The organism is Streptomyces sp. NPDC056452, assembly GCF_042796085.1.
In the GTDB taxonomy this organism is placed as follows: Bacteria; Actinomycetota; Actinomycetes; order Streptomycetales; family Streptomycetaceae; genus Streptomyces.
Window position 1 is genome coordinate 52,114 of the sequence record NZ_JBHTRI010000006.1, and the last position, 21,562, is coordinate 73,675.

Here is a 21,562-nt window from a genome sequence, read left to right on the forward strand (position 1 = left end):
CCGGTGGCGACATTCGCCGGAATGGCGGTCGATCTTCTCGGCGGTGGCAATTCCGTTCTCCACCAAGAGGTGGCGGATCGGCCGCCGCGGCCGGCGCCGGCACCGGCTTCTCAGCCGCGGCGACAGCACGTTCAGTTCGACCCGGGCACTCCACCCGCCCACGCACGGCCGCCGATATCGACCAGTGGAGCATCGGCCTCCTGGCCCCGTGTGGCACCTCCTCGACCAGACCTCGCAGGCCGCGACGACTGGTGCCCGAGTCTGGACCACTGACCGTACTGAAGGCGGAGCGGGTGCGATTCCCGCTGCCGGGACCCGCGCGCGGCGGCTCCGTACAGCCACCGGGCACCTGTGCCACAAGGCGCGGTGGGACGCGGACAGGCCCTGGTGCGGGGCGATGCACCAGGGCCTGTCGTTCCTGCGGCGGCGAGGAGGTCAGCCCGCCCAGACCTCGGCCTCGTCGGCCGGGACCGTCGTGGCGAGGTTCAATTCCTTGCGGGCGGCGACCGTCTTGCTCGGGTCGATGCCGGTGAAGGCCACGTCATAGGCGATGTAGAAGGCGTCCGTGTCGGCGGCCGATGCGGCCTTCTTCCAGTCCCCGGCGGCCTTCTCCAGCTTGACGCGCAGCTTGCCGGTCTCCGGCTGCTCGATGTTCCGCAGACCCTTGAGGTGGGCGTCCAGCGCGGCGGCGACCGCCTTGGCCTGCTTCTTGTACCCGGGGAGGTCGTTCTCGATCTGGTCGGCCTCGGGCTGGTTCATCCACAGGGCGTCGTAGACGCCGTTCGAACCCTTGAGGTACGCGAGCTGGTCGGCCTTGAGAGGGGCGCTCTTCAGCGAGCCGGACAGCTTGCCCGAGTCCTTGGTGTAGGCGCAGCTCACACCGCGGTCGCCCGTCGCCCAGCTCTCCTTGGTGGGGTGGTAGTAGAAGACGTCGACGCCTGCGGGCAGCGCCCAGTTGTCCGGGGCGAACTTCTGCGCCTCGACGGGGCATCGTTCGTCGGCGATCACCGCGACCTCGTCGTCACCCGGGTAGGCACCCTTGTCGTCGATCGTGAACTCGCCGACGACCTGGCCCTCGTGGGCCTCCTCGCACGGCACGATCTCGATCGCGAATTCCTCGGTCTCGGCCTTGCTGTTCGGGTTGTAGCAGTCGCCGGGGGCGAGCGAGAAGACCGAGCGCTGGCGTGCAACCTTCTTCGCGCCGTCCTTGGCGCTGTCGATGGCATCGGCGCATCCCGCCGCACCGACCGCGAGAAGGGCGACGACAACAGATATACCGCGCAGGGAACGGGACGTGGCACCGAAAGACATGACGTGTGCATCCTCAAACGGAGAACTTACGAGCTGGTGTGCGCATCGTATGGCACTTCTGTGACCACTCTGTGCGGGGCCCCGGCCTCGGACGCGGTGCTGACGGTCTCCGGTTGTGAGGCACTCCTTTCCCTCGGCACGGCAACCCGGGATGATCAAGAAATGGGCAGCGAGAGTGCGGTGGACCGGCTGGTTCGGGCAGCGGAGGACGGCGATTCGAGCCAGGTGGCGCGACTCCTGGCCGAGGGGGTTCCCGTGGACGCCCCGAAGAAGGGCGGGCGCGGACTCACGGCCCTGGACATCGCGGTGCGGCGAGGACACGCAGAGGTGGTGCGCGTGCTCATCGGGGCCGGCGCGGATCCGCACCAGGCTGTGCACGACTACGGCGAACTCACGCCACTGACCTCGGCCGCTTCGAACGGCCGCACGGACATGGTCGCCACCCTGCTCGGTGCCGGCGTTCACCCCGACACACCGGCCCGGTACGGCAACGCCCTGATGTTCACCGTGACATCCACCGCGGGGCGCCCGGAGATCGTGGACCTCCTGCTGGACCACGGCTCCGACATCCATCTGCTGACGAAGGGCCGGACGCCCCTCGAATGGGCATCCGCCGCCGGAAGGCCGCAGATGGTGCAGCACCTGCTCGACCGCGGCGCCGCCCCCACGGCCAAGGCCGTGCGCCTCGCGCGTACGTGGGGCAACAACAAGTACCCGGAAACGTGGCCGGAGTTCGAGAGGGTCATCGACCTGCTGCGTGCAGCAGGCGTCGACGACACCGGTACGGCACCGTAGGTTCCCGCGCCCCTACGAGGCGGGTTCCCGAACGAAGATCGCCAAGCAGTAGGCTCATCCCGCAACACGACGCGAAGGGGAGCACTTCTCGCCGAAGCACGACGGCCCGACCCGGGACCAGTGGGAAGCACTCGTCCCGGGCTGAGTGCTTGCCCGGGATCCGGAGCTACAAGGTCTTGGCGCGACGATTTCGACGCCCGGCACGGTGCCTGCGGAAAGAGCGGGCGGCCCATCGGGAGTACTCCGTACCGATCCCCAGTACCAGAACCCCCGCGAGTGCGGCGGCGACAAGGGCCTGAGTGGCGGCGGTCGCCGGCAGTCCGGCCCGGACGGCCCCGTAACTGACCCCTCCCAATCCGGCGGGCCCGGCCGTCAGCACCAGCCAGAGCCGAAACTCGGAGCCGGCAACCGGCTTACCCCCGGCCGCCCACCGCTTGAGGCCTTCCACGAACCAGAGGGCGACCAGGGCGGCCACCTCCAGTGCGGTCAACAGGACTGCCAGGACTGCGTCCGCCACCCATGTGAGCATGCCTTCAATGCTGCGCCGAGCCGATCGCTCGCGCCTGAGTACGGCTACTGGGATGCACCCCGCCGTCGGTGTGGTGGAGCCGGGCGCACGGCACGATCAGCAGCCCGACACCGAACCTCCTTTGTTCACGCCGCGCCTCGGTGGACGGCGCTGGATCGACGACGCCCCGTCAGCGGGACGGGCACGAACGGTGGTAGGGAACGTCGGGGGCGTAGACATGCCACTGCCAGTCCTTCAGCCCGCCGCCGGTGACTCGGCAGGCGAGCCCGGTCGTGTCGGCGGCGATGGCCGGGTAGTCGCCGAGGTCCCAGAAGAGGACCGTGCCTCCACCGGCGGCGACGAGCGTACGGCCGTCCGGGGTGAAGACGACGTCGCTCACACTGCCCGGGTGGGGGCCGAGGCTACCGGCGAGGTGGGGCGCGTCGCGGTCGCCCACGCTCCACAGCCACGCCATGCCGTCCCAACCGCCCGCGACCACCAGGTCTCCGCCGGGGTGGAAGTCCGCACCGTCGAAGGTCACGTCCCGGTCGTCCTCGCGCGGGACCGTGCCCGTCTGTCGGGGCCGCCGCGGGTCGCTCACGTCGAAGACAGTCAGGTCCGGGCTCTTGCTGTCGTCCTCGCTGGTGCCCTCTCCGGCCACGGCGATCGTCCTGCCGTCCGGGCTGAACGCCGTCTGGCCTCGCAGGTTCGGCAGGTGTCCCTCCGGAATCAGCTCGGTGAACGACTCACCGGACGCATCCCGGTCCCACAAGTGAACGCCTCCCGCGAAGCGGCCCCGTGAGGTCAGCACATAGCGGCCGTCGGGGCTGAAGTCGTTCCCCGTGAGCGAGCTGACCTCGGCGACCGAGTCCTCCTTCCGCGGGTGGCCCGGGTCGGCGACATCCCACAGGTCGAGTGCCTCGCCGCGGACCGCGAGGAGTGGCCGGTCTGGCGCGAAGAGGAGGTCACCCGCGTCCTTGGGCGTGGCGCCGAGCGCGCCGATGACACGGGGTCGGACCCGGTCCGAGACATCCCACAGAGTCACCGTCCCGTTGACGTGCAGACCCGCCAGGAGGGTGCCGTCGCCGCTGAGGGCGATGTCGCGGACGATGCTGCGCGGCCCGCGCGCCGTGGACAGCACCTTCGGGGCGGTCAGGTCGCCGATGTCCCAGAGCCGGACGGTGTCGGAGCCGGTCACGGCCAACGTCCTGCCGTCACGCGAGAGGGCCACAACGGTGTGACCGGTGCCCGACTCCAACTTCCGCACGACATGCGCCCGCTGCGCGCTTCCCAGCTTCCAGTGGACGACTTCCGACTCCCTGCCGAAGGTGTTCACCGAGACCAGCCCGCGCCCGTCCGGTACGAAAGCAAGGGCGCCGATGTCCACCCCCTTCTCGATCCGTGCCAGCACACTCGCGTGCCCGACGAGGTTCTCGCGCCGCACCGGCTTACGGGTGTCGCTCAAGTCCCACACGTCGACCACCCCGTCCTTGCCCGAGGTCGCCAGCCGGGAGCCGTCCCGGGAGAAGGTGAACGCCTGCACCTCGTACGAGTGCGCATGCCACTTCGCGACCGTTCGCGGGTCCTGCGGCTCGGAGACGTCCACGAGTTTGGCGTACCCCCCGTCGGTCGTGGCCAGGTGACGGCCGTCGGGACTGAAAGCGACCTCTCCGTCGGACCCGCGCACAAATGCGCCCCGCCGGGGTGCACGGGGATCCTTCACGTCCCAGACGCGAATGCCGGCGACGGTGTAGTTCCTGCCGATGTCCAGCGATCCGCGGCTCCTGGGAAAGTCGGAGGCCAAGGCGAGTGTCCGGCCGTCCGGGGCGAACGCCACGCCATCGGTCTCGTACACCCCTCTGGTGACGGAGACCCGGCGGGGCCCGCGTGAGCCGGAGAGATCCCACAGGGCGAGTGCGCCGCCGTGTTCCGCCGCGAGGTCGTCGTCCTCGTCCCACCAGCCGACCACTGCCACCCGCCTGCCGTCGGGACTCAGCGCCATCTCTTCCGCGTAACCGGGCAGACCCGTCGGTAGGCGCACCGAAGCCGTGCGCCGGGGGGCTTTGCCGTCGTGCAGTCCGGTGAGGTCCCACATCGAAATCGTGTCGTCCGGGCAAAGCGCGGCGAGAGTCCGCCCGTCCGGGCCGCCGAACGAAACCGTGTTGGCGTCGCAGTCCAGGCGGGCCAGTGCTGTCGACCGGGAGGATCTGTCGTTCACGTCCCACAGCGTCACGGAGTCCTCCTCGAACGAGGCGAGGGTCCGCCCGTCCGGCCCGAGAGCAGTTCCGGTCGCCTCGGACGGCAGCAGGACGGAGCCGCGGAACGGGCTCTCGGTGAGTGTCTGGAACATGCTTCGCCGGGCGTCCGCTCCCGGCCGCAGCGCGTGGGCGGCCAGGCCCAGCGTCAGCGAACTGCGCGGATCGGTGTCCCGCAGACTGTCCGCCTCCGCCAGCAGCGCACGGTAGGTGGCCAGTTCACGCTGGGCCTGGGCGGTGTTGCGCTGCTCCTCCGCCCTGCGCTCCTGGCGCAGGGCCATCGCGGCGAACCCGGCCGAGGCGAGCACCGCGACCACCAGGGTGACGACCGCGGCCTTCAGCACTCTGAGACGGCGCCGCTCACGCTGCTCCGTGCGGCGCTCCGCCGCCTCGCTCTCGGCCAGGAACAGGCGCTGCGTTTCGGTCAGCCGTGCACGGTCACCGGGAACGCGCAGATCCAGCGCGTTCTGCAACCGGCTGCCGTGCAGGAGGAAGGCCGAATCGCGCCCGGAAGCCTCCCATTCCTCTGCGGCGACACGCAGCCGTTGTCGCTGCAGCAAGGCCGCCGCGTCCTCGGTGACCCAGTCCCGTAGCCGCGACCACGCGCGCAGCAGGGAGTCGTGGGCAATCTGCGCAGTGTCCTCGTCGACGGTGATCAGCCGGTCCGTCGCCAGCCGGTCCCGTACGTTCCGGGCACTCGCGGGCAGCCCGTCCAGCAGGGAGGCGAGAGGGATCGGATGCCGGATCACCGCCCCCGCGCCGTTCGGGGGCAGGTGCACCATGCGCAGCAGCAGTTCCCGCAGCACCCACTGATCCTCGGCGGCCAGCTCGTTGTAGAGATTCTCCCCGGCCCGGGCCATCGATTTCCAGATGCCGCCGGTGGCGTGGTAGCCGGCCAGGGTGAGCCGGGCACCGGCGCGCCGCAGCCAGGTCTCGCGCAGTGCGTGTGCGAGGAACGGCAGCGCGCCCGTCCCGTTGTCACCGAGCCGGCCCTCGCCGAGGTCCTGCAGCAGCCGGTCGGTGAGTCCGACATCCAGCTGCAGACCGCCCGCGAGAGCGGGGCCCTCGATCGCCGCCCGCAATTCCTCTTCGCTCATCGGCGGGGCGTTCAACTGCCCGTTCCGCAAGGCCCTCTCGAGTGCGGAGTCGGCCAGACAACTGCCGTAGTGGTCCGCGCGGAGTCCGAGGACGACCTGCGGTCGCGGGCCAGGCCCGTCACCCACCAGAGCGTCGATGAACGCGGCACGCTCGGCGCCGTCGGTGCAGTGGGTGAACACCTCCTCGAACTGGTCGACCACGAGCAGCCGACACGCCGTTCGCCCGTCGCGCGGCGGAAGGAAACGGCCCCGCTCCAGCGCTCGACGCACCTTCGGGACCCGGCGCCCCGTGGCGCGTGCCCAGGCCTCGGCCAACGCGGCCATCGGGTGGGATCCGGGTGCGGGCAGCAGTAGCGCCGGCCACGGAACCCCTGCTTCGTCGGACGCGTGCCCGCGTGCGAGTCCGGCCAGCAGGCCGGCCCGCAGCAGGGACGACTTGCCCGCCCCGGAAGCGCCGACGACGACGACCGGACCGCTGTCGCGCACAGCGATCAACAGCCGCCGCACCAGGTCGTCCCGGCCGAAGTAGTGAGCGCTGTCCTCGGTCCGGAACGGCTCCAGGCCGGGATACGGGCAGGGAAGGTCGGCGGGCGGTTCGACGCCTGCCTCGTCGTCGGGGACGTGGTAGGCACGGTTGCGTACGAGGGCCAGAGCACCCAGAGTTCCCTCGCTCTGCCGGGTAGGCCGCACCCGCGTATCGTCGGCGAACTGGCGCGTCAGCGCGGCGTGCAGACGGTCGGCAGTCAGCCACAGCGGACCAGTCGGGTCGCCGTCGGTGAGCAGCCGCAGGAGCCGGCCGCTGAACAGGGTGTGGCGTTCCGCCTCCGGAGCGAACGACGCCGCGTAGAGGGAGGCCGATGTGAGCAGAAAGCTGCCTCGTGGTTGGACGGACACGAACGGATCCGGTGTCCCGCCGCCACTCGGCCGCTCCGCGATGCCTGAGAAGCAGCAGTCCAGCACCACCAGAGAGCCGTGCGCCGCCTCACCCAGCAGGTCCCGCACGGTGCGGTAGGGCACCGCCCCGGCGACACTGTGGGCCGACCGGCTGAAATGAGTGGCCAGGTACAGCTCATCGCCGGGCCCGAGCAGACCGTGTCCGACGTAATACAGCACCACCGGCCCCGTCGCGTCCGTCACTGCCGCTTCCACGGCGGCCACCACTTCGGTGGCGTCCGCGCCGGCCGGGACCCGCGTGACGCTGCCGACGTCCATACCGCATGCGTCGAGCAGTGCCTGCCGCAGATCATCCAACGTCGCGTCCACAGAGCTCAGTTCGGGGAGCTTCGAGCCCTTGTGGAACGTACCGGTGCCGATCAGTACGGCCCGGGCACCGCGTGCCGCCAGGCCGTCTGTCACCGTGCGGGGTCCTCAGGCGATCGCTCCGGTGCGCTCTGCCCTTCCCCCGGCGGCGCTTCCGCCGGCTCCGGCCGTGGCGGCAGTTCCGGCCGTGCCGCCGGCTCCGGCGGTGGCGTCAGCTCCGGCCGTGCCAGCCGCTCGGCCAGCTCGGCGAGTTCCTGGGGGCTCAGGCTGCGGGCCTGGCGTGTACTGATGGTGATCGAGGTGCCGTCCGCCCGGGTCACGGTGACCGTGTGGTTGCCGCGCCGCGTCTGCACCCAGGCGACGATCGCCCCGGCGAAGACCGCCGCCACCCCGCCCGGCTCCAGAAGGGCCACGAGGGCATCGGTCGCGGGCCCCATGGTCCCGGGCCGCGGCTCCGTCGACTCCCGTCGGACGCGGCCCCGCAGCTCCGGCTCGTTCAGCAGCCATCCCCGCAGTTGCTCCTCAACGGCTCCCGAAGGTCCTTCCGCCCGAACGGTCATGACGGTGTGCATGTCTCCCCCTCACTCTGCGCCCAGGCGTTCACCCACACCCACGGACGCCCCTGGAGGATCTGAGGCTACTCAGCCGGGCACCAGCGCTGCAGGGGATCACCGACGCCCGCCCCGAACCTTTGCCGCCCCATCGCATTCGCCCCTGGGCCGTGCCGCCCGCACCGATCTCCCAGCACCGCATGCCGGCACCGATCTCGAGCCGGTCGACGTGCCGGAACGTCACCGGATCGAACAGCTCGGCGAGGGCTCCGAAGCGGATACCCGCCTCCGACTGTTTGTTGTCCAGCAGGTGGCCGCGATCGCTGTCGTCCTCAGTCACCCGGCGATTCTCGGCAGACGGCCGCAGAGCGGGCTCGGCCCAGCCGCCAACCCCGTGATCTGTGCGTTTACCCCCAGCAGGTACCCCTTGCGCTCGCACGACGGCGGCCCACTCGCGGATGCACACCGGCCGGTCCTTGCTCGACTGTCGGTGGACCCGGAGCGCCCATAAACTTGGTGGCCTGGTTCGAGACGCGGGGACCGGGATCGCGGGAGCCGGTCCGGGCCACCGGAAGGAAGGCTACCCAGGAGGACGCGATGCCGCGGAAGACAAGGCCGGCGGGGGAGACAGCGGAGCACATCGCCGCCCGCGAAGCCCTGCGCCAGGCCGAGATCGACCTCATGCGCCAACGCGAGAAGGTCGCGGCCCAACGCCGGGCGCTGCCGCCGGGGCCGCCCGTCGACGACTACGTGTTCATCGAGGGCCCCGCCGACCTCGACGCCGGCGACACACCGGTCCGTGAGGTCACCCTGAGCGAACTGTTCACCGCCCCGGGGCGCCCGCTGATCGTCTACCAGTTCATGTACGGCAAGCTGCAGACCGAGCCCTGCCCGATGTGCACGATGTGGATCGACGGCTTCAACGGCATCGCCCCGCACATTGCCCGCAAGGCCGACTTCGTGATCGCCGCAGCCGCCGACCTGCCCGCCCTGCGGCAGCACGCCCGCAACCGCGGCTGGCACCGGCTCCGGTTCCTGAGCTGCGGCGACAGCACGTTCAAGTACGACACGGGCAGTGAGGACGAGGACGGCGAACAGGAATCCACCGTCTCCGTCTTCACTCGCGACGACGACGGCACGATCCGCCACTTCTACTCCGCCCACCCACGGATGTCCGACGACGTCGACGAGCGGGGCATCGACCTCCTGGCCCCCGCGTGGCACCTCCTCGACCTGACTCCGCGGGGCCGCGACGGCTGGGAGCCGAGCCTCGACTACTGACGGTTCCTTACGGCTGAGCGTGAACGAGTCCTGCAGTCGGTAGTCCAGGAATGGCGTGACGCCGATCGCCGAAGCTGTCCATCCAGGAGCGACAACAACACGTACCGATTCCCCGAAATGCGGGGCAGCTCATCCGGCAATCAGAGCCCTCGTCGGTGTTCGCGCACGTATGTGTAGCCCCGGGGCAGCTCGTGAGGGCCTGCCAACCCGGCTGTGGCGTGGTCGTGCCGGTAGGCGGCCTTCGCCTCCGTACTGGCCTCCTTGCCGAGATGACCGATGCGCATCAGGTGTCCGGCAACCCGATGCTCGCTCACGTCCGGAGTGGACACGTTGGCAGCCGCTTCGATGTCCTCCTGCTTGGCCGGGCGCATGGCAGGGACGAAGCAGAGCAGCGAAACGGACGATTCACCGTCGCGGGCGGGAAAGCGGAGGATGCCCCCAGCCCCGAGACTGCCCACGGCCCTGCTGAGTTCGCCTACGGACAGCAGGCGCTGAATGGCTGCACGGATCCTGCCTTCTGAAGGAGGGCTTGGTCTGCTGCGTTCGCCGGTGTTCCTGACCAGGGCCTCGTCCGGGAGGAAGGCCCTGCCCGCCTTGTCCAGGTAGCCGAGTTCGCGCAAGGTGAGCAGGACGGCTTCCTCGACTTGGTCGCTGCGCACACGCGAGGGCGCCAAGTCGCGCGTCATGATCCGAGGGTCGTAGTCGAAGCGGACGAAGTACCCGTCGACGAGGCGCGGTTGCTTCAGTGGGACGAAGAGGAGACGGACGTTGGTCCAGAGGTCCCACCGCACCGAGACGCGCGCGCCCGGCAACACGGGGCGGGGCCAGTCGAAATCGACAAGTGCAGCGGGCAGGGGCTGCAGTTCGGGCTGCACATCGTAGGGCTCCCAGAGGCTGCGGCTGAGTCTGCTGCCGCCGCCCTGCCAGAACTTGACGTGGAGTGCACGCTGCGGCAGCCCTCGGGCCATCTCTTGCGGTACCGGCAGGACTCTTCCGGCTATGTGCTCGGCGCGTACGGTCAGTTTCCACTCGACGGACTTGTCGGTGTGGACGATGTCGTACGGCGCATGGCCTTCCGGTTCCTCGATCCTGAGTCGGGCGCCGTTCGGCCTGTCCAGCGGGTCCGGCACCACCTCCGGCAGGGTCTGCTGGGGTGCAGCTCCAAGCGGTGCAGTGGTCTGCTGGGGTGCAGCTCCACGCGGCGCAGCGGACTCGCCGGAGCCGACGGCACTGGCAACAAGCTGCCCGTAACAGCCGTTGCAGAGCAACTGGTTGGGGTCCTTGATGTCTGTTGCGACGAGCTTCGAGGCTTTGCGCTCGTGACAGTGCGAGCAGATGAAGGAGGTCGCTGACTCCAGCCGATAGAGCTGCAAACCGCCCTTCGGCGGAAAGGTTTTCACGATCTTCGCGTTGAACACTGAGAGGCCCCCCGACACGTTCCCTACCCACCCTCATCGTACGAGCCCGTCCGCGAGGACGACGCTGAGTGGTGACGGCCACCTCGTCCCGATCGCGATACCTGGCGCGTCAGTCGCACGCGGCGAGCAGCTCGCTGGCGGCGGTGCTGAAGGATTCGTCCTGAGTGAAGCCCCGCCAGCCGCCGCTGCTGCGAAGCCGCTGATCGCGTGCCGGTACACCACGCACGAGCTCGACGGCGGGCCGGGCGGCGCCGCCGATTCGTGTCAGGTAGCGCATTGCGGGGAGCATCACCGGCAGGCAGGTGCCCTCGGCGAGCCCGCGCAAGGCCGTCATCAGGGCCGGTACGGTGACTTCGGTGTCACCGGTCACAGCCCACAGGGCGTGCGCTGCTTCGATACGGGTCCAGGGCTCGGCGGCGGAGGTCATGGTCCGGAGCCGGTCCGCGTAGGGGGCGGCGTGCGTGCCCAGGTCGGCGAGCATCTGCAGGGCAGGGCGTGGGAAGCCTCTCTCGGTGACGGTTCCTCCAAGTGCTTCCAGGGCCGGGCCGGGGTCGCCACCGACCTTCCAGTAGGCCCAGGCCGCGAGTTCCGTGTGTGCCCCGTGGGCGGCAGCTCGGGCCGACAGAAGTTCCAGCGCCCTGTTCCCGGCTCCGCCGATCCCTGCCAGCGCTCTCGCTGCCGCCGGCCAGGTTTGGTCGTTCTCCAGCAGGCCGAGCAGTTGTGGAACCGCCGCATCCGCAGCGGAGCCCCAGTCCGCCAGTACCGTGCAGTACGCGTTGAGTACGTGGTCGTCCGTAGCGGTATCGAGCCGCCCGCAGATCATGGGAAGGAGCAGTCCGGCATGGTCGGGAAGGTGGCCGACGACCTCATGGAGCGCGGGGAGGACCGCGTAATGCCAGTCGGCGGATGGGTAGTGAGCAGAATTGGAAGCGAAACCGGATCCTGGGTGAGCCGCCGCATCGATCAGGCCCGGCACGCAGCGAGGGTCGTTCATCCGGGCCAGCGCCCACACGGCTGCCTCGGCGACGGTCTCCCCTCTGCGTGTGGTCCGGGCATCGGTGTCGCCGATCAGCGCGGCGACCTCGTCGGCGTGAGCCGCGGCCGCCGGACCGAGGCAGGCCAGCAGCTCGGCCGCCCGGAAACGGACCTCGGCGGCGGGATCGTCCAGCCGTGCGACGAGGCGTGGAAGAAGCGCGGTGGTCGGTGAGCGCCACTGCGCCAGCAGCCCGCCCGCACGGGCCAGGCCGCCGATCCGCTGCTCGACGTCGGGGTGGTCATCCAGCAGGCCGAGTGTGAAAGAAGGAGAGGGGCCGGTGAGCAGCGCAGCCGTCCAGTGGTGAACACCCTGTACACCGGTCTCCACCGTGCTGGTGTGCTGCCACAACTCGACGCTCGGATCCCGTACCGCTTCCAGCAGCAGGCCCAGCTGTTGCGCCGGAAGGGCCGGGTCGGCCGGGGTGATCGCGTGCACCGCTGCCAGGCGTATCTGCGCCTCCGGAGCATCGAGCAGTTCGCGGAGCAAGTGGCGGACCCCGGTGCCGTGTTCGCCGGCCGGCTCCTGGAGCGCCGCTCGGCCGAGTGCGAGGATCAGGTCAAGACGCGTCGCCGGATCGTCCTCCGCCTGCCAGCGCCGTAGCAACGCAGGCAGAGTGAGCTCACCGGGACTCCCGCAGGAGCCGATCACGTCGGCTGCGGCTCGCCGTATCTCAGGCTCAGGGGCGTCGAGCAGGATCAGCACCTCCGGCAAGGCGCGCTCCCATGCCGATGGCCAGCCGGGGTCCACCCACTTCTCGGCGACCAGCCCGGCCTCGGACACCAGCCTCGACACGAGTTCCAGCAGCGTGCGCCGGCTCGGCACGTCCGGTGTCGCGGCCAGGCGCAGCAGAAACGGCAGCGTGGCCGGGGCGGCGGAGCAGATCCAGCCACCCTGATGGAAGAGGTGGTTGAGGAGGTCGTCCGCCGCGATCTCCGCATCTTTCGGATCCGGTCCCGCGCACCGGCGCAACAGGCCGGGCACGTCCTCGGCGGACCCGTAGTTGTGCCTCAGCGCTGCCCAGTCGATCAAGTCCACTTCCGTCCACATGCGCGCGACCCTACGTCGGATGGGCAGCCGTCGTCGCAGGGGAGGTGGTCCGTACCGGCAGAGAGTTCACGCTGCTCACCTCGTTGCCACGCTCGACGTTCCGCGCCACGCCATGGTGCACGCTCCTGCCTTCCGGCCGGGTACGGGCGGCGCATCGGCCCTCCGCGCGGAAATGAGGTCCTGCAGATCTCCGTCATGGAGCTGGGCGCGGACCACATCCGGTCGGGATGCCGAGTGACTGGCGAAGTCCCTTATGATCGCGAGGCAGTTGGTACGAAAAGTCCATCAGGGGGCGCGGAGCGGCATGGCCGACGAGATCAAGTACGAGTACAAGACCGTGAAGACAGTTCGCGGCACCAACGGCTTGGTGATCTCGAAGATGCAGAAGGACGGCTGGGAGCTCGTGGAGCAGGCCCAGGGAACGCTCCGCTCCACGCTCGACTTCCGCCGGCCGAGGAAGCCGCGGCCCTGGCTCCTGATCGGCACGGCGGCCGCCGTCCTTGTGATCCTGGCCGTCGTCATCGGCGTTGCCTCTGCACTCGGCAACGGAGGCGGGAAGAAGGACGAGTCGGACGGCGCGACTGCCGCTGCGAGCGAGACGAAGCCTTCCGCGACGCCGACTCCTACGGCGGCCGAGTCGCCTGCCGTCGAGGTGATCACACCTCAGGACAACCCGGCGTTCGCAGCGTTGCTGGAGGCGGATTCCTGCGACGACGCGAACCTGGACTTCGCGACCAGCCACGAGGGCCGGACGGTCGCGTTCGACGGCTCGATCGTGAACATGGCGCCGCACGGTGACTACGACACCCGTTACGACTTCCTCCTGGGCCCAGGCGACAAGGGACCGAACACGACGGTCGGCCCCGCCTTCACGTACGAGGACGTCAACATCTCTGAGCTGAAACTGACCGGCGAGAAGACCCCCGCCACCGTGGGCGAAGGCGACACTTTCCACTTCGTTGCGGAGGTCGGCGAATTCAACGCGGACCAGTGCCTCTTCTTCCTTGAACCGATCTCGACGGAAATCCGGTAGTCGAGGGCGTCCGGACCATCATGGACCCGAGTACGCGACCCAGTCCGCGCCGAAGGCCTGTGTTCCTGGCTTAGCCACCGGTCGTTGCCGCTCTCGCGCACGGGAGGGCACAACTCGGTCTCGCCTTGACGGACGGTGGCGTGGAGTGCGTGGTTCCATACGAAGGTTTGTTCATGACCACAGAACCGGGCTCCGGCACCCCGCTCCTGCCGGGGGTCGCGCACCCTCTCCCGGATGCCCCGGAACCCGGCGGCAACACTCTCGGGGGCGGGTGCCTGACCGTGCTGGCCCTGATCGTCGAGATCCCTGTCGCCTTCCTGATCGCCCTGTCGCTGGGCATGCGGGGCTGGGCCCAGTCGACGAGCCAGAAGATGGAATCGCCGGGGCACGTCGGACCGCCCCCGATGGACTGGGTTCCGGTCCTCTGGCTCGGCGCGTTCACTCTGGCGGTCCTCGTGGTCGCCGGGCTGTTTCTGCGCTCCGGGCATCCGATCGCGGGGGCGGTCCAATTGCTGGTCGGTGCCGTCGTACTGGCGGCCACGATCGCGGTGGGGACGACCGAGCACGAGCGGGCCCATCCTGCGCCGCTGCCGCAGTGCCCGACGCGGGCCGGTGTGCCGTGCGCCCCGCAGGATCCTGGTGCCCCGCCTGCGAACGACCGAGGTTCCCAGGGGCATCAGTGCCGCAGCGGCGGCAACAGTGACGAATGCGCGGACAGCGGCCGCTGATCGGTTCAGGCGGGGACGTAGCGCGAAATCCGGTGGCTAGCACACCACGCCGCCTGGCAGCCTTCGGCCGCATGGACCCGGACGTGTGGAACGAACAGGTGGCACTGGGCTACGACGAGTCATCGGCGCACATGTACACGCCCGAAGTCCTGGGCCCCACGGTCGATTTTCTCGAGCGCCGTGCCGGTCAGGGCCCGGCGCTGGAGTTCGCGGTGGGAACCGGGCGCGTCGCGCTTCCGCTGAGTGCGCGGGGCATTCGCGTCGCCGGGATCGAGAAGTCGGAGCCGATGGCCCGGGAGCTCGCCAGGAGGCCTGGTGGCAGCGATGTGGCGTTGACTGCAGGAGACATGACGACCTGCCGGGCGCCGGGAACGTTCAGCCTGGTCTACCTCGTCTACAACGCCATCACCTGCCTGCTCACCCAGGACGAACAGGTCGCGTGCTTCCGTAACGCCGCGCGGCATCTGGGGCCGGGCGGCCGGTTCGTGATCGAGGTCTTCGTCCCCGAACTCCAGCGGCTGCCACCCGGCGAGACCGCACGCCCGTTCCACATCGGCGAGCATCACGTCGGCTTCGATACGTACGACCTGGTGAACCAGCAGTTGGTCTCCCACCACTACACGATCGTCGACGGCCAGGGTTCCACTTTCCTCTCGCCCCACCGCTATGCCTGGCCCTCCGAACTCGACCTGATGGCGAAGCTCGCCGGGCTGGACCTGTCCGGACGGTGGGCCGACTGGAACGAGGCGCCTTTCACCGCGTCCAGCAGGTCACACGTCTCCGTATGGCAGAAGCCGGGAGGCCGTTCCGCGGAACGGTGATCGTCAGGGCTTGCGGGCCAGGCCGCCGTGCTCGCCGATGGGCTCCGGGGTGGGGGCGTCGGGGCTCGGGCGCCAGAGCGGGACCGAGACGACCCCGGGCTTCAGGAGTTCGAGGCCGTCGAAGAACGCCTCGATCCTGTCGACGGGGCGCAGGAAGTAGGGGACCGCACCGGTTTCGTTGTAGGCGTCCTGGGCCTGTTCGTAGTCGGCGTCGGTGCCCCGTGAACCGTCGTTGATGGAGAGGTAGCTGCCGGACGGCAGTCCGTCCATCAGGCGGGTGACGATGCTGCGCGCCTGGTCGTAGTCCGCGACGTGGCCCAGGATGTTGCTGAGGATCAGGGCGGTGGGGCGGGTGAGGTCCAGCGTCTCGGCGGCGACCGCGAGGATGCGGTCGGGGTCGGTCAATTCGGCGTCGATGTAGGCGGTCGCTCCCTCGGGGGTGGAGGTGAGCAGGGCGCGGGCGTGCGTGAGCACCATCGGGTCGTGGTCGACGTAGACGATCCTGGCCTCGGGGGCGAGTCGCTGGGCGACCTCGTGGGTGTTGTCCTCGGTCGGAAGGCCGGTACCGACGTCCAGGAACTGCCGGATGCCCGCCTCGGTGACCAGGTGGGTGATGTTGCGGCTCAGGAAGGCGCGGCTGCTGCGGGCGATCGTGACGATACCGGGGAAGACGGCGCTGTACGCGTCGCCGGCTGCCTCGTCGACGGGGTAGTTGTCCTTCCCGCCCAGCCAGTAGTTCCAGATCCGGGCGGAGTGCGGGACCGACGTGTCGATCTTCTGCTGCGCCGCCGGGCCGGGCGTTGTCGCGTGGTCCGTCATGGGTACCGTCCGTCTTTCAACCGAGGCGTGAACACTGAACACTTCAGCGCACCTACGACTCAACAGTACCGACACGCACACCAGTTCAGGTCCGCGGTGCTCTGCTGCCCGCGCGGGTCCGGGGCTACGGTCAGTCGTCGCTGTCGTGGTCGTCGGACAGGACCTTCGATACGTACGCAGCCAACTGTGACCTCATCAGATCCGCCGTCAAGTGCTCCTGGCCCGCCAGGTGTTCGACGAGGTCGGCGCGCGTCGCGGCCAGCAGGGCGTGGGCCGCGAAGTCGCCGGACGGGACCGAGGGGATCTGCCGCAGCGTGTCCCGGAGCGTGCGGTGCCACCACGTGTAGTGCTCCGCCCGGTAGGGACTGCCGCTGCCCGCCTCCTCCAGGGCCAGGGCGAGGTGGCGGTTGTCGAGCTTGAAGCGGAGTACGGCGTCGAGCAGGGCCGGTACGCGGTCGTGCGGCGGGGTCGAGGGGCCGAGCGGCGGCGGGCCTGAATCCACGGCGTCGCGCAAAGGCTGGATGCGGGCCTCGTACAGGGCCTGGATGAGGCCGGTGCGGTCGCCGAACCGGCGGAACAGCGTGCCCTTGCCGACTCCGGCAGCCGCCGCGACGTCGTCCATGGAGACGCTGCGAGGGCTCCGACTGCTCGCGAAGAGGTCGTCGGCCGCAGCGAGGACGGCCTCGCGGTTACGCAGGGCGTCGGCGCGCTCTTTGCGTTGGGTCATGACCTCTCCTCTTGCTGAATCCTGCCGGACCTTGATAAACGGACTGGCGGTCCGTATAGTTTCAACTGTTAAGCGGACTTGCAGTCCACATTCTAGGGGTGGCCGTCCGATGAGTGAAGTCATGAGCCCTGAGCGCCTGTACCGCCACAGCCTGCGGCTTCTGCTGGACAAGGACATCGACGGCTGGGTCGCGCTGTGCGACGACGACGTGGTGTTCGAGTTCCCGTACGCGCCGGACGGGTTCCCACCGCGGCTGGAGGGCAAGGCGGCCGTCGCCGCGTACATGCGCGACTATCCCGACTCCATCGACCTGCGGGAGATCCCGCAGCTGGAGATCCATCTGCTGCGCGATCCGGACACCCTCGTCGCCGAGTGGCGCGGCGTGGGCCGCATGGTCGCCTCCGGGGCTCCTTACGAGATGCCGTACGTCGCCGTCGTCACGGTCAAGGGCGGCCGCATCACCCACTACCGCGACTACTGGAACCCCCTCGCCATCCCCGGCTCCCCGGAGCACCTGAAGTTCGTTCCCACCACGTGAGCGTGGAGGGAGAGGAAGAGGAAGTGGAGGAGACAGTGACTCCCGCTGCATCTGTACTGGTCACCGGAGCGACCGGCAACACGGGCAGCCGTGTCGCCGCCCGGCTCTCCGCGCTCGGCCACGCCGTCACCCTGGCCTCCCGCCGACCCGCCGGGACGGCGGCCGGTGCGCACGAGGCCCGGTTCGACTGGTACGACGCCGAGACCTACGGTCCCGCACTGCGGGGTGTCGACCGTGCCTATCTCGTACCGCCCATCGGGGATCCGCAACCCGCCGCCGTCATGCTGCCCTTCCTGGAGCAGGCCCGCGCGGCAGGGGTGCGGCGGGTCGTGCTGCTCAGTTCCTCGGCCATTCCCGTGGGCGGACCCGGTGTCGGGCGGGTGCACGAGCTGCTGGCCGACGGGCTGTTCGGTGAGTGGGCCGTGCTGCGGCCCAGTTGGTTCATGCAGAACTTCACCGGCCTCCACCCGCATGCCGAGAGCATCCGCAAGGAAGGCGCCGTGTCGAGTGCGACCGGGAGCGGAAGAGTCGGATTCGTGGACGCCGACGACATCGCGGAGGTTGCCGTGAGGGCCCTCACCGACGTGGAGTCACCGGATACGGATCTGGTCATCACCGGTCCGGAGACGCTGAGTTACGACGAGGTGGCGGCCGTCATGGCCGAGGTCACCCGGCGACCCGTTGCGCACCGGCAGCTCACGTACGAGCAGATGCGCGACCGTCTGGCCGCCGACGGGATTCCCGAGGAGTTCGCCGCGATGCTGGCAGGGATGGACCTGGCCATCGCCGACGGTGCGGAGAACCGTGTCGCCGGGACCGTCGAGCGGATGACCGGCCGGCCTGCCCGCACGTTCCGTGCGCATGTGGAGAGGGTGTTCCGGGCGGAGCCGGGGTGTGGGCCGGAGGCGTAGAGCCGGTGGGCACCCGCTCTACGCCCGGCCACCGTTGCACCCGTGCCGGACGCTATTCCCTGGCCGTCGCCACGGTCACTGCCGGAACCCGCAGGGCGACGCGTCCGGGCACAGCGGTCGCGATGAGCGCGAGCACTCCGGCTCCGGCGACGACTGCGACGTAGACGAGAGGCGCGACGGTGGGCGCCGCCCGGCCCGTCATGCCGACGCTGAACGCGGTCAGGATGGCCAGAGCGATCGAGCTGCCGAGCGTGGTGGCCAGGAGAAGCACGGACAGAGCCTCGATACGCAGCATGCGCAGCACCTGGCGGCGTGTTGCGCCGGCGAGCCGCAGCAGTGCGAACTCCCGGATGCGCTCGGAGACGGACATGGCGAGTGTGTTGACGACGGCGATGGCCGTGAAGGCCAGGACGAGCCCCATGGCGATCAGGTTCAGCTCGGCGGCGGACTGCTGGCGTTGCGCCAGCAGGGTGTCCGCGGCGGCCGGTGAGAGTGCCGTGAGGCCCGGGAACTGCCTCAGTGTGGCCGCGACTTCTGCCTGCGTGCGGTCCGTGCCGACCAGGAGGGAGGTGGAGAGCGGGTTGTCCACGTGGCGTGCGACCAGTTCGTGCGCGAGGGTGAGGTCACCGAAGCCGAGGCCCCTGGCGTAGACGGCGGCGACGGTGAGGGTGGCGGGTGTGCCGTCGCCGAGTGTCAGCTTCAGGGTGCTTCCGGGCTTCACATGGAGTCGATCTGCCGCCAGTTCACTTACGGCGACAGTGTTCTGCGTGAGCCTGTCGAGCGAGCCGGCGGTGATGTCCGGGTCCCAGGTGCGGGAGAGGCCGGCCGGAGTGAGGCCCTGGGCCGTGTACTTGTCCAGGCCGACCCTGACCGTCGTACCGACCACTTCGGTGACGACGTCATCGTGCGTACGCAGTCGGTGTGCCGCCTCGGACGGGACGCCCGGCCCCTGGGAGGTGACGACCCAGTCGGCGCGGATGCCCTCGCGGGCCTCGGTGCGGGCGGCGTTGCCGAGCGTCGGCTGTCCGAAGAGCACCGTGCAGGTCATGCCGACGAAGAGAGTGAGCGGTGTGACGACGGAGGCCATACGGACGGCGTTGCCGCGGAGGTTGGCGGTGGCGAGTCTGCCGCCGTGGCCGGTCAGCCGCAGTGGTCCGGCGAGCAGAAGGGCTGCTCCCTTGACCAGGAAGGGCCCGAGGAGGGCGACGGAGGCGGACAGCACGACGACCGCGAGGAACGTCACCGGAGTCGAGGCGGGCTCCGTGTGCAGGACGCCGAGCAGGGCGACCAGGACGACTCCGCCGGTCATGAGCAACAGGCCGGCGACGAGGCGGCCCCACGCGGGCCGGGTGGACTCGACCTGGGCCTCGGCGAGTGCCTCGGCCGGCCGGATCCGGGACACGCGGCGGGACGCGATGCGTGCGGCGGCCCAGCCTCCGAACAGGGTCGCGACGACGGCGGCGAGCAACGGGAACACGCTGACGGTGTGCTGGAGGGTGGCGGGCACGGCGCCCAGGCTGATGAACCTGCTGTGCAGCCACCCTCCGAGCGGAAGCCCCATTACCGCTCCGGCAGTGCCCGCGGCCGCTCCGACGATCAGGGCCTCGCGTCCGAGCAGGCTGCGGATCTGCCCGGAGGTGGCGGCGATGGCGCGGAGCAGGGCGAGTTCGCGGTGGCGCTGCTGGACGGTGAGCGCGAACGTCCCGACGACCACGAGGACCGCGACGAGCAGTGAGGTGCCGGCCATCGCCCCGCCCATGCTGACCAGCTTGACGCGCCCGGCCGCGGCGTCCAGGAACTCCACCGGCCCCCGCGCGTCGCCGGTACTGACCTGGGCGCCGGTGCCACGCAGCGCCTCGGTCACGGTACGTGCGAGCGGTCCCGTACCCGTACCTGCGTCCGGGACGACGCCGAAGGCGGTGACCTGCCCCGGGCGGTCGGCGAGGCGGCGGGCCTCGGCGGCGGAGAAGAAGAGCGACGTCTGGTGGCGAACGGCTGTGGCGGGGGAGGCCACACCCGATACGCGGTAGGAGCGCGGGGCCTGCGTCGACTGGATGCTGAGGTGGTCCCCGGGTTCGAGGCGGGCGCGCTCGGCGAGGTAGCGGTCGATGACGACGTCGGTGACGGCCGTGGGGGCGGTGCCTGCGGTCAGCCTGTACGGGGTCAGCTCGGCAGAGGCCCAGTCGTGCCCGTACGCGGCCCGGCCGCCGGTACCGCCCGGGGTCAGTGGCTCGGCCAGGAAGGTCAGTTCGGGGATGACGCGGCTGACGCCGGGAGTTCCGGCGAGGGTCTGCCCGATGTCTGCGGGGAGCCAGGCACGTTCGGCGATGGGTTTGGCCTTGTGCTTGCCCTTGGTCTTGCCCTTCTTCTGCTTGAGGGTGGTCCGGTGGACGTTCTGGTCGGCGGACACCATGACCGGAGCGCCGGCGTAGCGTTCGGTGCGGATGGTGCCGCGCAGTCCCGTCTCCAGGAGGGTGCCGCACGCGGTGATCATCGCTGCGGCGCACATGAGGGCGACGAAGGAACCGGCGAAGCCTGCCTTGCGGGCGCGCACGGTCTTCAGGGCATAGCGCAGCATCATGAGGGGTCCGTCTCTCCGCTGTGGGATACGTGGGCGTCTTCCCGGCCGGCCCCGGTCGCGCCGCCGCCGGCCGTGGGCTCGGGAGCGGGGAAGGCGAGGAACCGCGTGAGCAGGGTGCGCGCGCCGGGCGGTGTCTCGGCCTCGGGCCGCTTGTACCGGTTGAGGAGGGCGATGTACTCCTCGAAGAACGCGTGGAGTTCGGCCAGTGTGAGCCGAACGGTGCCGCGTGAGTACGGGAACGCGTCCGCCCAGGGGCCGTCGTCCGCGACTCGCTGGAGCCGCTCGAAGAGGTCCAGGTCGGCGGCGTACGCGTGGTGGTTCAGCTCGTCCATGACGTGCCGCGTCTCAGGGCTCTGACGGCTGCGCGGCGGGAAGCGGCGGTCGCCGGGGACGGCCCGCCACCAGCGCTGCCGGCGCCCGGATGCCGCAACCTCCGCCCCGTCAGTGGAGTCCGCCTCCTCGGCGAAGCCGTACCTGGCCAGCTCGCGCAGGTGGTAGCTGGTCGACCCCGTGTTCAGCCCGAGGGCCCGGGCGAGCATCGCCGACGTGGCGGGGCCGTGCAGGGTCAGGTGCTCCAGCACACGCTGACGGCGCGGCTGGGCGAGCGCCTTGAGCGCGGCGAGATCACCGATCTCGACGGGCGCCGGGGACGGACGTTCCGGTTCTGCGGGCTGAGGTGCACCGGGTTGCTGTGGCATACGTACACAGTCGTCTGTGCACAGGTGTCTGTGCATTGCGGCAACCCGGCGTCCTGTGTGGGGGGTTATCCCTACCAGCCGGGCCGGGCGGGGCCGGGCGGGGCCGGGCGGGGCCGGAGACGTAGGGCTGATGGGGGAGTGCAGACC

17 protein-coding genes and 1 pseudogene are annotated in these 21,562 nt (G+C 70.1%); 7 read left to right on the top strand and 11 right to left on the bottom strand.

Annotation, left to right across the window (positions count from 1 at the left end):
• Nucleotides 1–435 precede the first annotated feature (435 nt).
• Nucleotides 436–1,311, bottom strand: coding sequence for a septum formation family protein (locus ACFQ6X_RS08010; RefSeq protein ID WP_383177613.1), 876 nt, complete (start codon nt 1,309–1,311; stop codon nt 436–438).
• A 162-nt stretch (nt 1,312–1,473) separates the two neighbouring features.
• Here ACFQ6X_RS08010 and ACFQ6X_RS08015 point away from each other — a divergent pair, with 162 nt between their 5' ends.
• A complete protein-coding gene (locus ACFQ6X_RS08015; protein WP_383177616.1) occupies nt 1,474–2,106 on the top strand; it encodes an ankyrin repeat domain-containing protein in 633 nt (210 codons plus the stop codon).
• A gap of 166 nt (nt 2,107–2,272) precedes the next feature.
• Here the strand turns inward: ACFQ6X_RS08015 and ACFQ6X_RS08020 are convergent, their stop codons facing one another.
• The 4 genes and pseudogenes from ACFQ6X_RS08020 to ACFQ6X_RS08035 form a co-directional block, all read right to left on the bottom strand.
• Nucleotides 2,273–2,635 carry a DUF6234 family protein gene (locus ACFQ6X_RS08020; RefSeq protein WP_383177619.1) on the bottom strand — a complete coding sequence of 121 codons (363 nt, stop codon included), beginning with the start codon at nt 2,633–2,635 and terminating at the stop codon, nt 2,273–2,275.
• Nucleotides 2,636–2,804: 169 nt separating this feature from the next.
• Nucleotides 2,805–7,322, bottom strand: coding sequence for a caspase family protein (locus ACFQ6X_RS08025; RefSeq protein ID WP_383177622.1), 4,518 nt, complete (start codon nt 7,320–7,322; stop codon nt 2,805–2,807).
• Entirely contained in the window at nt 7,319–7,798 is a 480-nt protein-coding gene (locus tag ACFQ6X_RS08030; protein WP_383177625.1) for a hypothetical protein, read from the bottom strand. Before ACFQ6X_RS08030 ends, ACFQ6X_RS08025 begins: the two co-directional genes overlap by 4 nt.
• Nucleotides 7,799–7,949: 151 nt before the next feature.
• Nucleotides 7,950–8,117 (bottom strand): annotated as a pseudogene (locus ACFQ6X_RS08035) (SAM-dependent methyltransferase); the annotation flags it as partial.
• A gap of 257 nt (nt 8,118–8,374) precedes the next feature.
• Here ACFQ6X_RS08035 and ACFQ6X_RS08040 point away from each other — a divergent pair.
• Nucleotides 8,375–9,058, top strand: coding sequence for a DUF899 family protein (locus ACFQ6X_RS08040; RefSeq protein WP_383177628.1), 684 nt, complete (start codon nt 8,375–8,377; stop codon nt 9,056–9,058).
• 140 nt (nt 9,059–9,198) lie between these two features.
• Here the strand turns inward: ACFQ6X_RS08040 and ACFQ6X_RS08045 are convergent, their stop codons facing one another.
• Together ACFQ6X_RS08045 and ACFQ6X_RS08050 are read right to left on the bottom strand one after the other, a co-directional pair.
• Nucleotides 9,199–10,476 (bottom strand): hypothetical protein, encoded by a 1,278-nt coding sequence (locus ACFQ6X_RS08045; protein WP_383177631.1) that lies wholly within the window; start codon nt 10,474–10,476, stop codon nt 9,199–9,201.
• Nucleotides 10,477–10,585: 109 nt separating this feature from the next.
• Nucleotides 10,586–12,559: a HEAT repeat domain-containing protein gene (locus ACFQ6X_RS08050; protein WP_383177634.1), complete on the bottom strand. Its 1,974-nt coding sequence runs from the start codon at nt 12,557–12,559 to the stop codon at nt 10,586–10,588.
• A gap of 304 nt (nt 12,560–12,863) precedes the next feature.
• Here ACFQ6X_RS08050 and ACFQ6X_RS08055 point away from each other — a divergent pair, with 304 nt between their 5' ends.
• The 3 genes from ACFQ6X_RS08055 to ACFQ6X_RS08065 all read left to right on the top strand — a co-directional run bounded on the left by ACFQ6X_RS08055 (nt 12,864) and on the right by ACFQ6X_RS08065 (nt 15,141).
• Entirely contained in the window at nt 12,864–13,592 is a 729-nt protein-coding gene (locus ACFQ6X_RS08055; RefSeq protein WP_383177637.1) for a DUF4839 domain-containing protein, read from the top strand.
• A gap of 173 nt (nt 13,593–13,765) precedes the next feature.
• The gene (locus ACFQ6X_RS08060) at nt 13,766–14,320 is read left to right on the top strand and encodes a DUF6234 family protein (protein ID WP_383177640.1); all 555 of its coding nucleotides are present in this window, start codon (nt 13,766–13,768) and stop codon (nt 14,318–14,320) included.
• Between the two features lie 71 nt (nt 14,321–14,391).
• A complete protein-coding gene (locus tag ACFQ6X_RS08065) occupies nt 14,392–15,141 on the top strand; it encodes a class I SAM-dependent DNA methyltransferase (RefSeq protein ID WP_383177643.1) in 750 nt (249 codons plus the stop codon).
• Between the two features lie 3 nt (nt 15,142–15,144).
• On the opposite strand, the gene ACFQ6X_RS08070 is transcribed toward ACFQ6X_RS08065, so the two are convergent.
• Together ACFQ6X_RS08070 and ACFQ6X_RS08075 are read right to left on the bottom strand one after the other, a co-directional pair.
• The gene (locus tag ACFQ6X_RS08070) at nt 15,145–15,960 is read right to left on the bottom strand and encodes an SAM-dependent methyltransferase (RefSeq protein WP_383177646.1); all 816 of its coding nucleotides are present in this window, start codon (nt 15,958–15,960) and stop codon (nt 15,145–15,147) included.
• A 130-nt stretch (nt 15,961–16,090) separates the two neighbouring features.
• On the bottom strand, nt 16,091–16,687 hold the full coding sequence (locus ACFQ6X_RS08075; RefSeq protein ID WP_383177649.1) for a TetR/AcrR family transcriptional regulator: 597 nt from the start codon (nt 16,685–16,687) through the stop codon (nt 16,091–16,093).
• Nucleotides 16,688–16,796: 109 nt separating this feature from the next.
• Between ACFQ6X_RS08075 and ACFQ6X_RS08080 the strand changes: the two genes are divergently transcribed.
• Complete coding sequence (locus ACFQ6X_RS08080) at nt 16,797–17,225, top strand: nuclear transport factor 2 family protein (protein WP_383177652.1); 429 nt, start codon at nt 16,797–16,799, stop codon at nt 17,223–17,225.
• 35 nt (nt 17,226–17,260) lie between these two features.
• Nucleotides 17,261–18,136, top strand: coding sequence for an NAD(P)H-binding protein (locus ACFQ6X_RS08085; RefSeq protein WP_383178153.1), 876 nt, complete (start codon nt 17,261–17,263; stop codon nt 18,134–18,136).
• A 52-nt stretch (nt 18,137–18,188) separates the two neighbouring features.
• On the opposite strand, the gene ACFQ6X_RS08090 is transcribed toward ACFQ6X_RS08085, so the two are convergent.
• Entirely contained in the window at nt 18,189–20,717 is a 2,529-nt protein-coding gene (locus ACFQ6X_RS08090; protein WP_383177655.1) for an FtsX-like permease family protein, read from the bottom strand.
• Nucleotides 20,714–21,415 carry an ArsR/SmtB family transcription factor gene (locus ACFQ6X_RS08095; RefSeq protein WP_383177658.1) on the bottom strand — a complete coding sequence of 234 codons (702 nt, stop codon included), beginning with the start codon at nt 21,413–21,415 and terminating at the stop codon, nt 20,714–20,716. Before ACFQ6X_RS08095 ends, ACFQ6X_RS08090 begins: the two co-directional genes overlap by 4 nt.
• Nucleotides 21,416–21,562: the final 147 nt, after the last annotated feature.

Coding starts and splice junctions, on each gene's coding strand:
- ACFQ6X_RS08010 (WP_383177613.1), bottom strand. CDS start 1,311: ATGTCTTTCGGTGCCACGTCCCGTTCCCTGCGCGGTATATCTGTTGTC.
- ACFQ6X_RS08015 (WP_383177616.1), top strand. CDS start 1,474: ATGGGCAGCGAGAGTGCGGTGGACCGGCTGGTTCGGGCAGCGGAGGAC.
- ACFQ6X_RS08020 (WP_383177619.1), bottom strand. CDS start 2,635: ATGCTCACATGGGTGGCGGACGCAGTCCTGGCAGTCCTGTTGACCGCA.
- ACFQ6X_RS08030 (WP_383177625.1), bottom strand. CDS start 7,798: ATGCACACCGTCATGACCGTTCGGGCGGAAGGACCTTCGGGAGCCGTT.
- ACFQ6X_RS08040 (WP_383177628.1), top strand. CDS start 8,375: ATGCCGCGGAAGACAAGGCCGGCGGGGGAGACAGCGGAGCACATCGCC.
- ACFQ6X_RS08050 (WP_383177634.1), bottom strand. CDS start 12,559: ATGTGGACGGAAGTGGACTTGATCGACTGGGCAGCGCTGAGGCACAAC.
- ACFQ6X_RS08055 (WP_383177637.1), top strand. CDS start 12,864: ATGGCCGACGAGATCAAGTACGAGTACAAGACCGTGAAGACAGTTCGC.
- ACFQ6X_RS08060 (WP_383177640.1), top strand. CDS start 13,766: ATGACCACAGAACCGGGCTCCGGCACCCCGCTCCTGCCGGGGGTCGCG.
- ACFQ6X_RS08065 (WP_383177643.1), top strand. CDS start 14,392: ATGGACCCGGACGTGTGGAACGAACAGGTGGCACTGGGCTACGACGAG.
- ACFQ6X_RS08070 (WP_383177646.1), bottom strand. CDS start 15,960: ATGACGGACCACGCGACAACGCCCGGCCCGGCGGCGCAGCAGAAGATC.
- ACFQ6X_RS08075 (WP_383177649.1), bottom strand. CDS start 16,687: ATGACCCAACGCAAAGAGCGCGCCGACGCCCTGCGTAACCGCGAGGCC.
- ACFQ6X_RS08080 (WP_383177652.1), top strand. CDS start 16,797: ATGAGTGAAGTCATGAGCCCTGAGCGCCTGTACCGCCACAGCCTGCGG.
- ACFQ6X_RS08090 (WP_383177655.1), bottom strand. CDS start 20,717: ATGATGCTGCGCTATGCCCTGAAGACCGTGCGCGCCCGCAAGGCAGGC.
- ACFQ6X_RS08095 (WP_383177658.1), bottom strand. CDS start 21,415: ATGCCACAGCAACCCGGTGCACCTCAGCCCGCAGAACCGGAACGTCCG.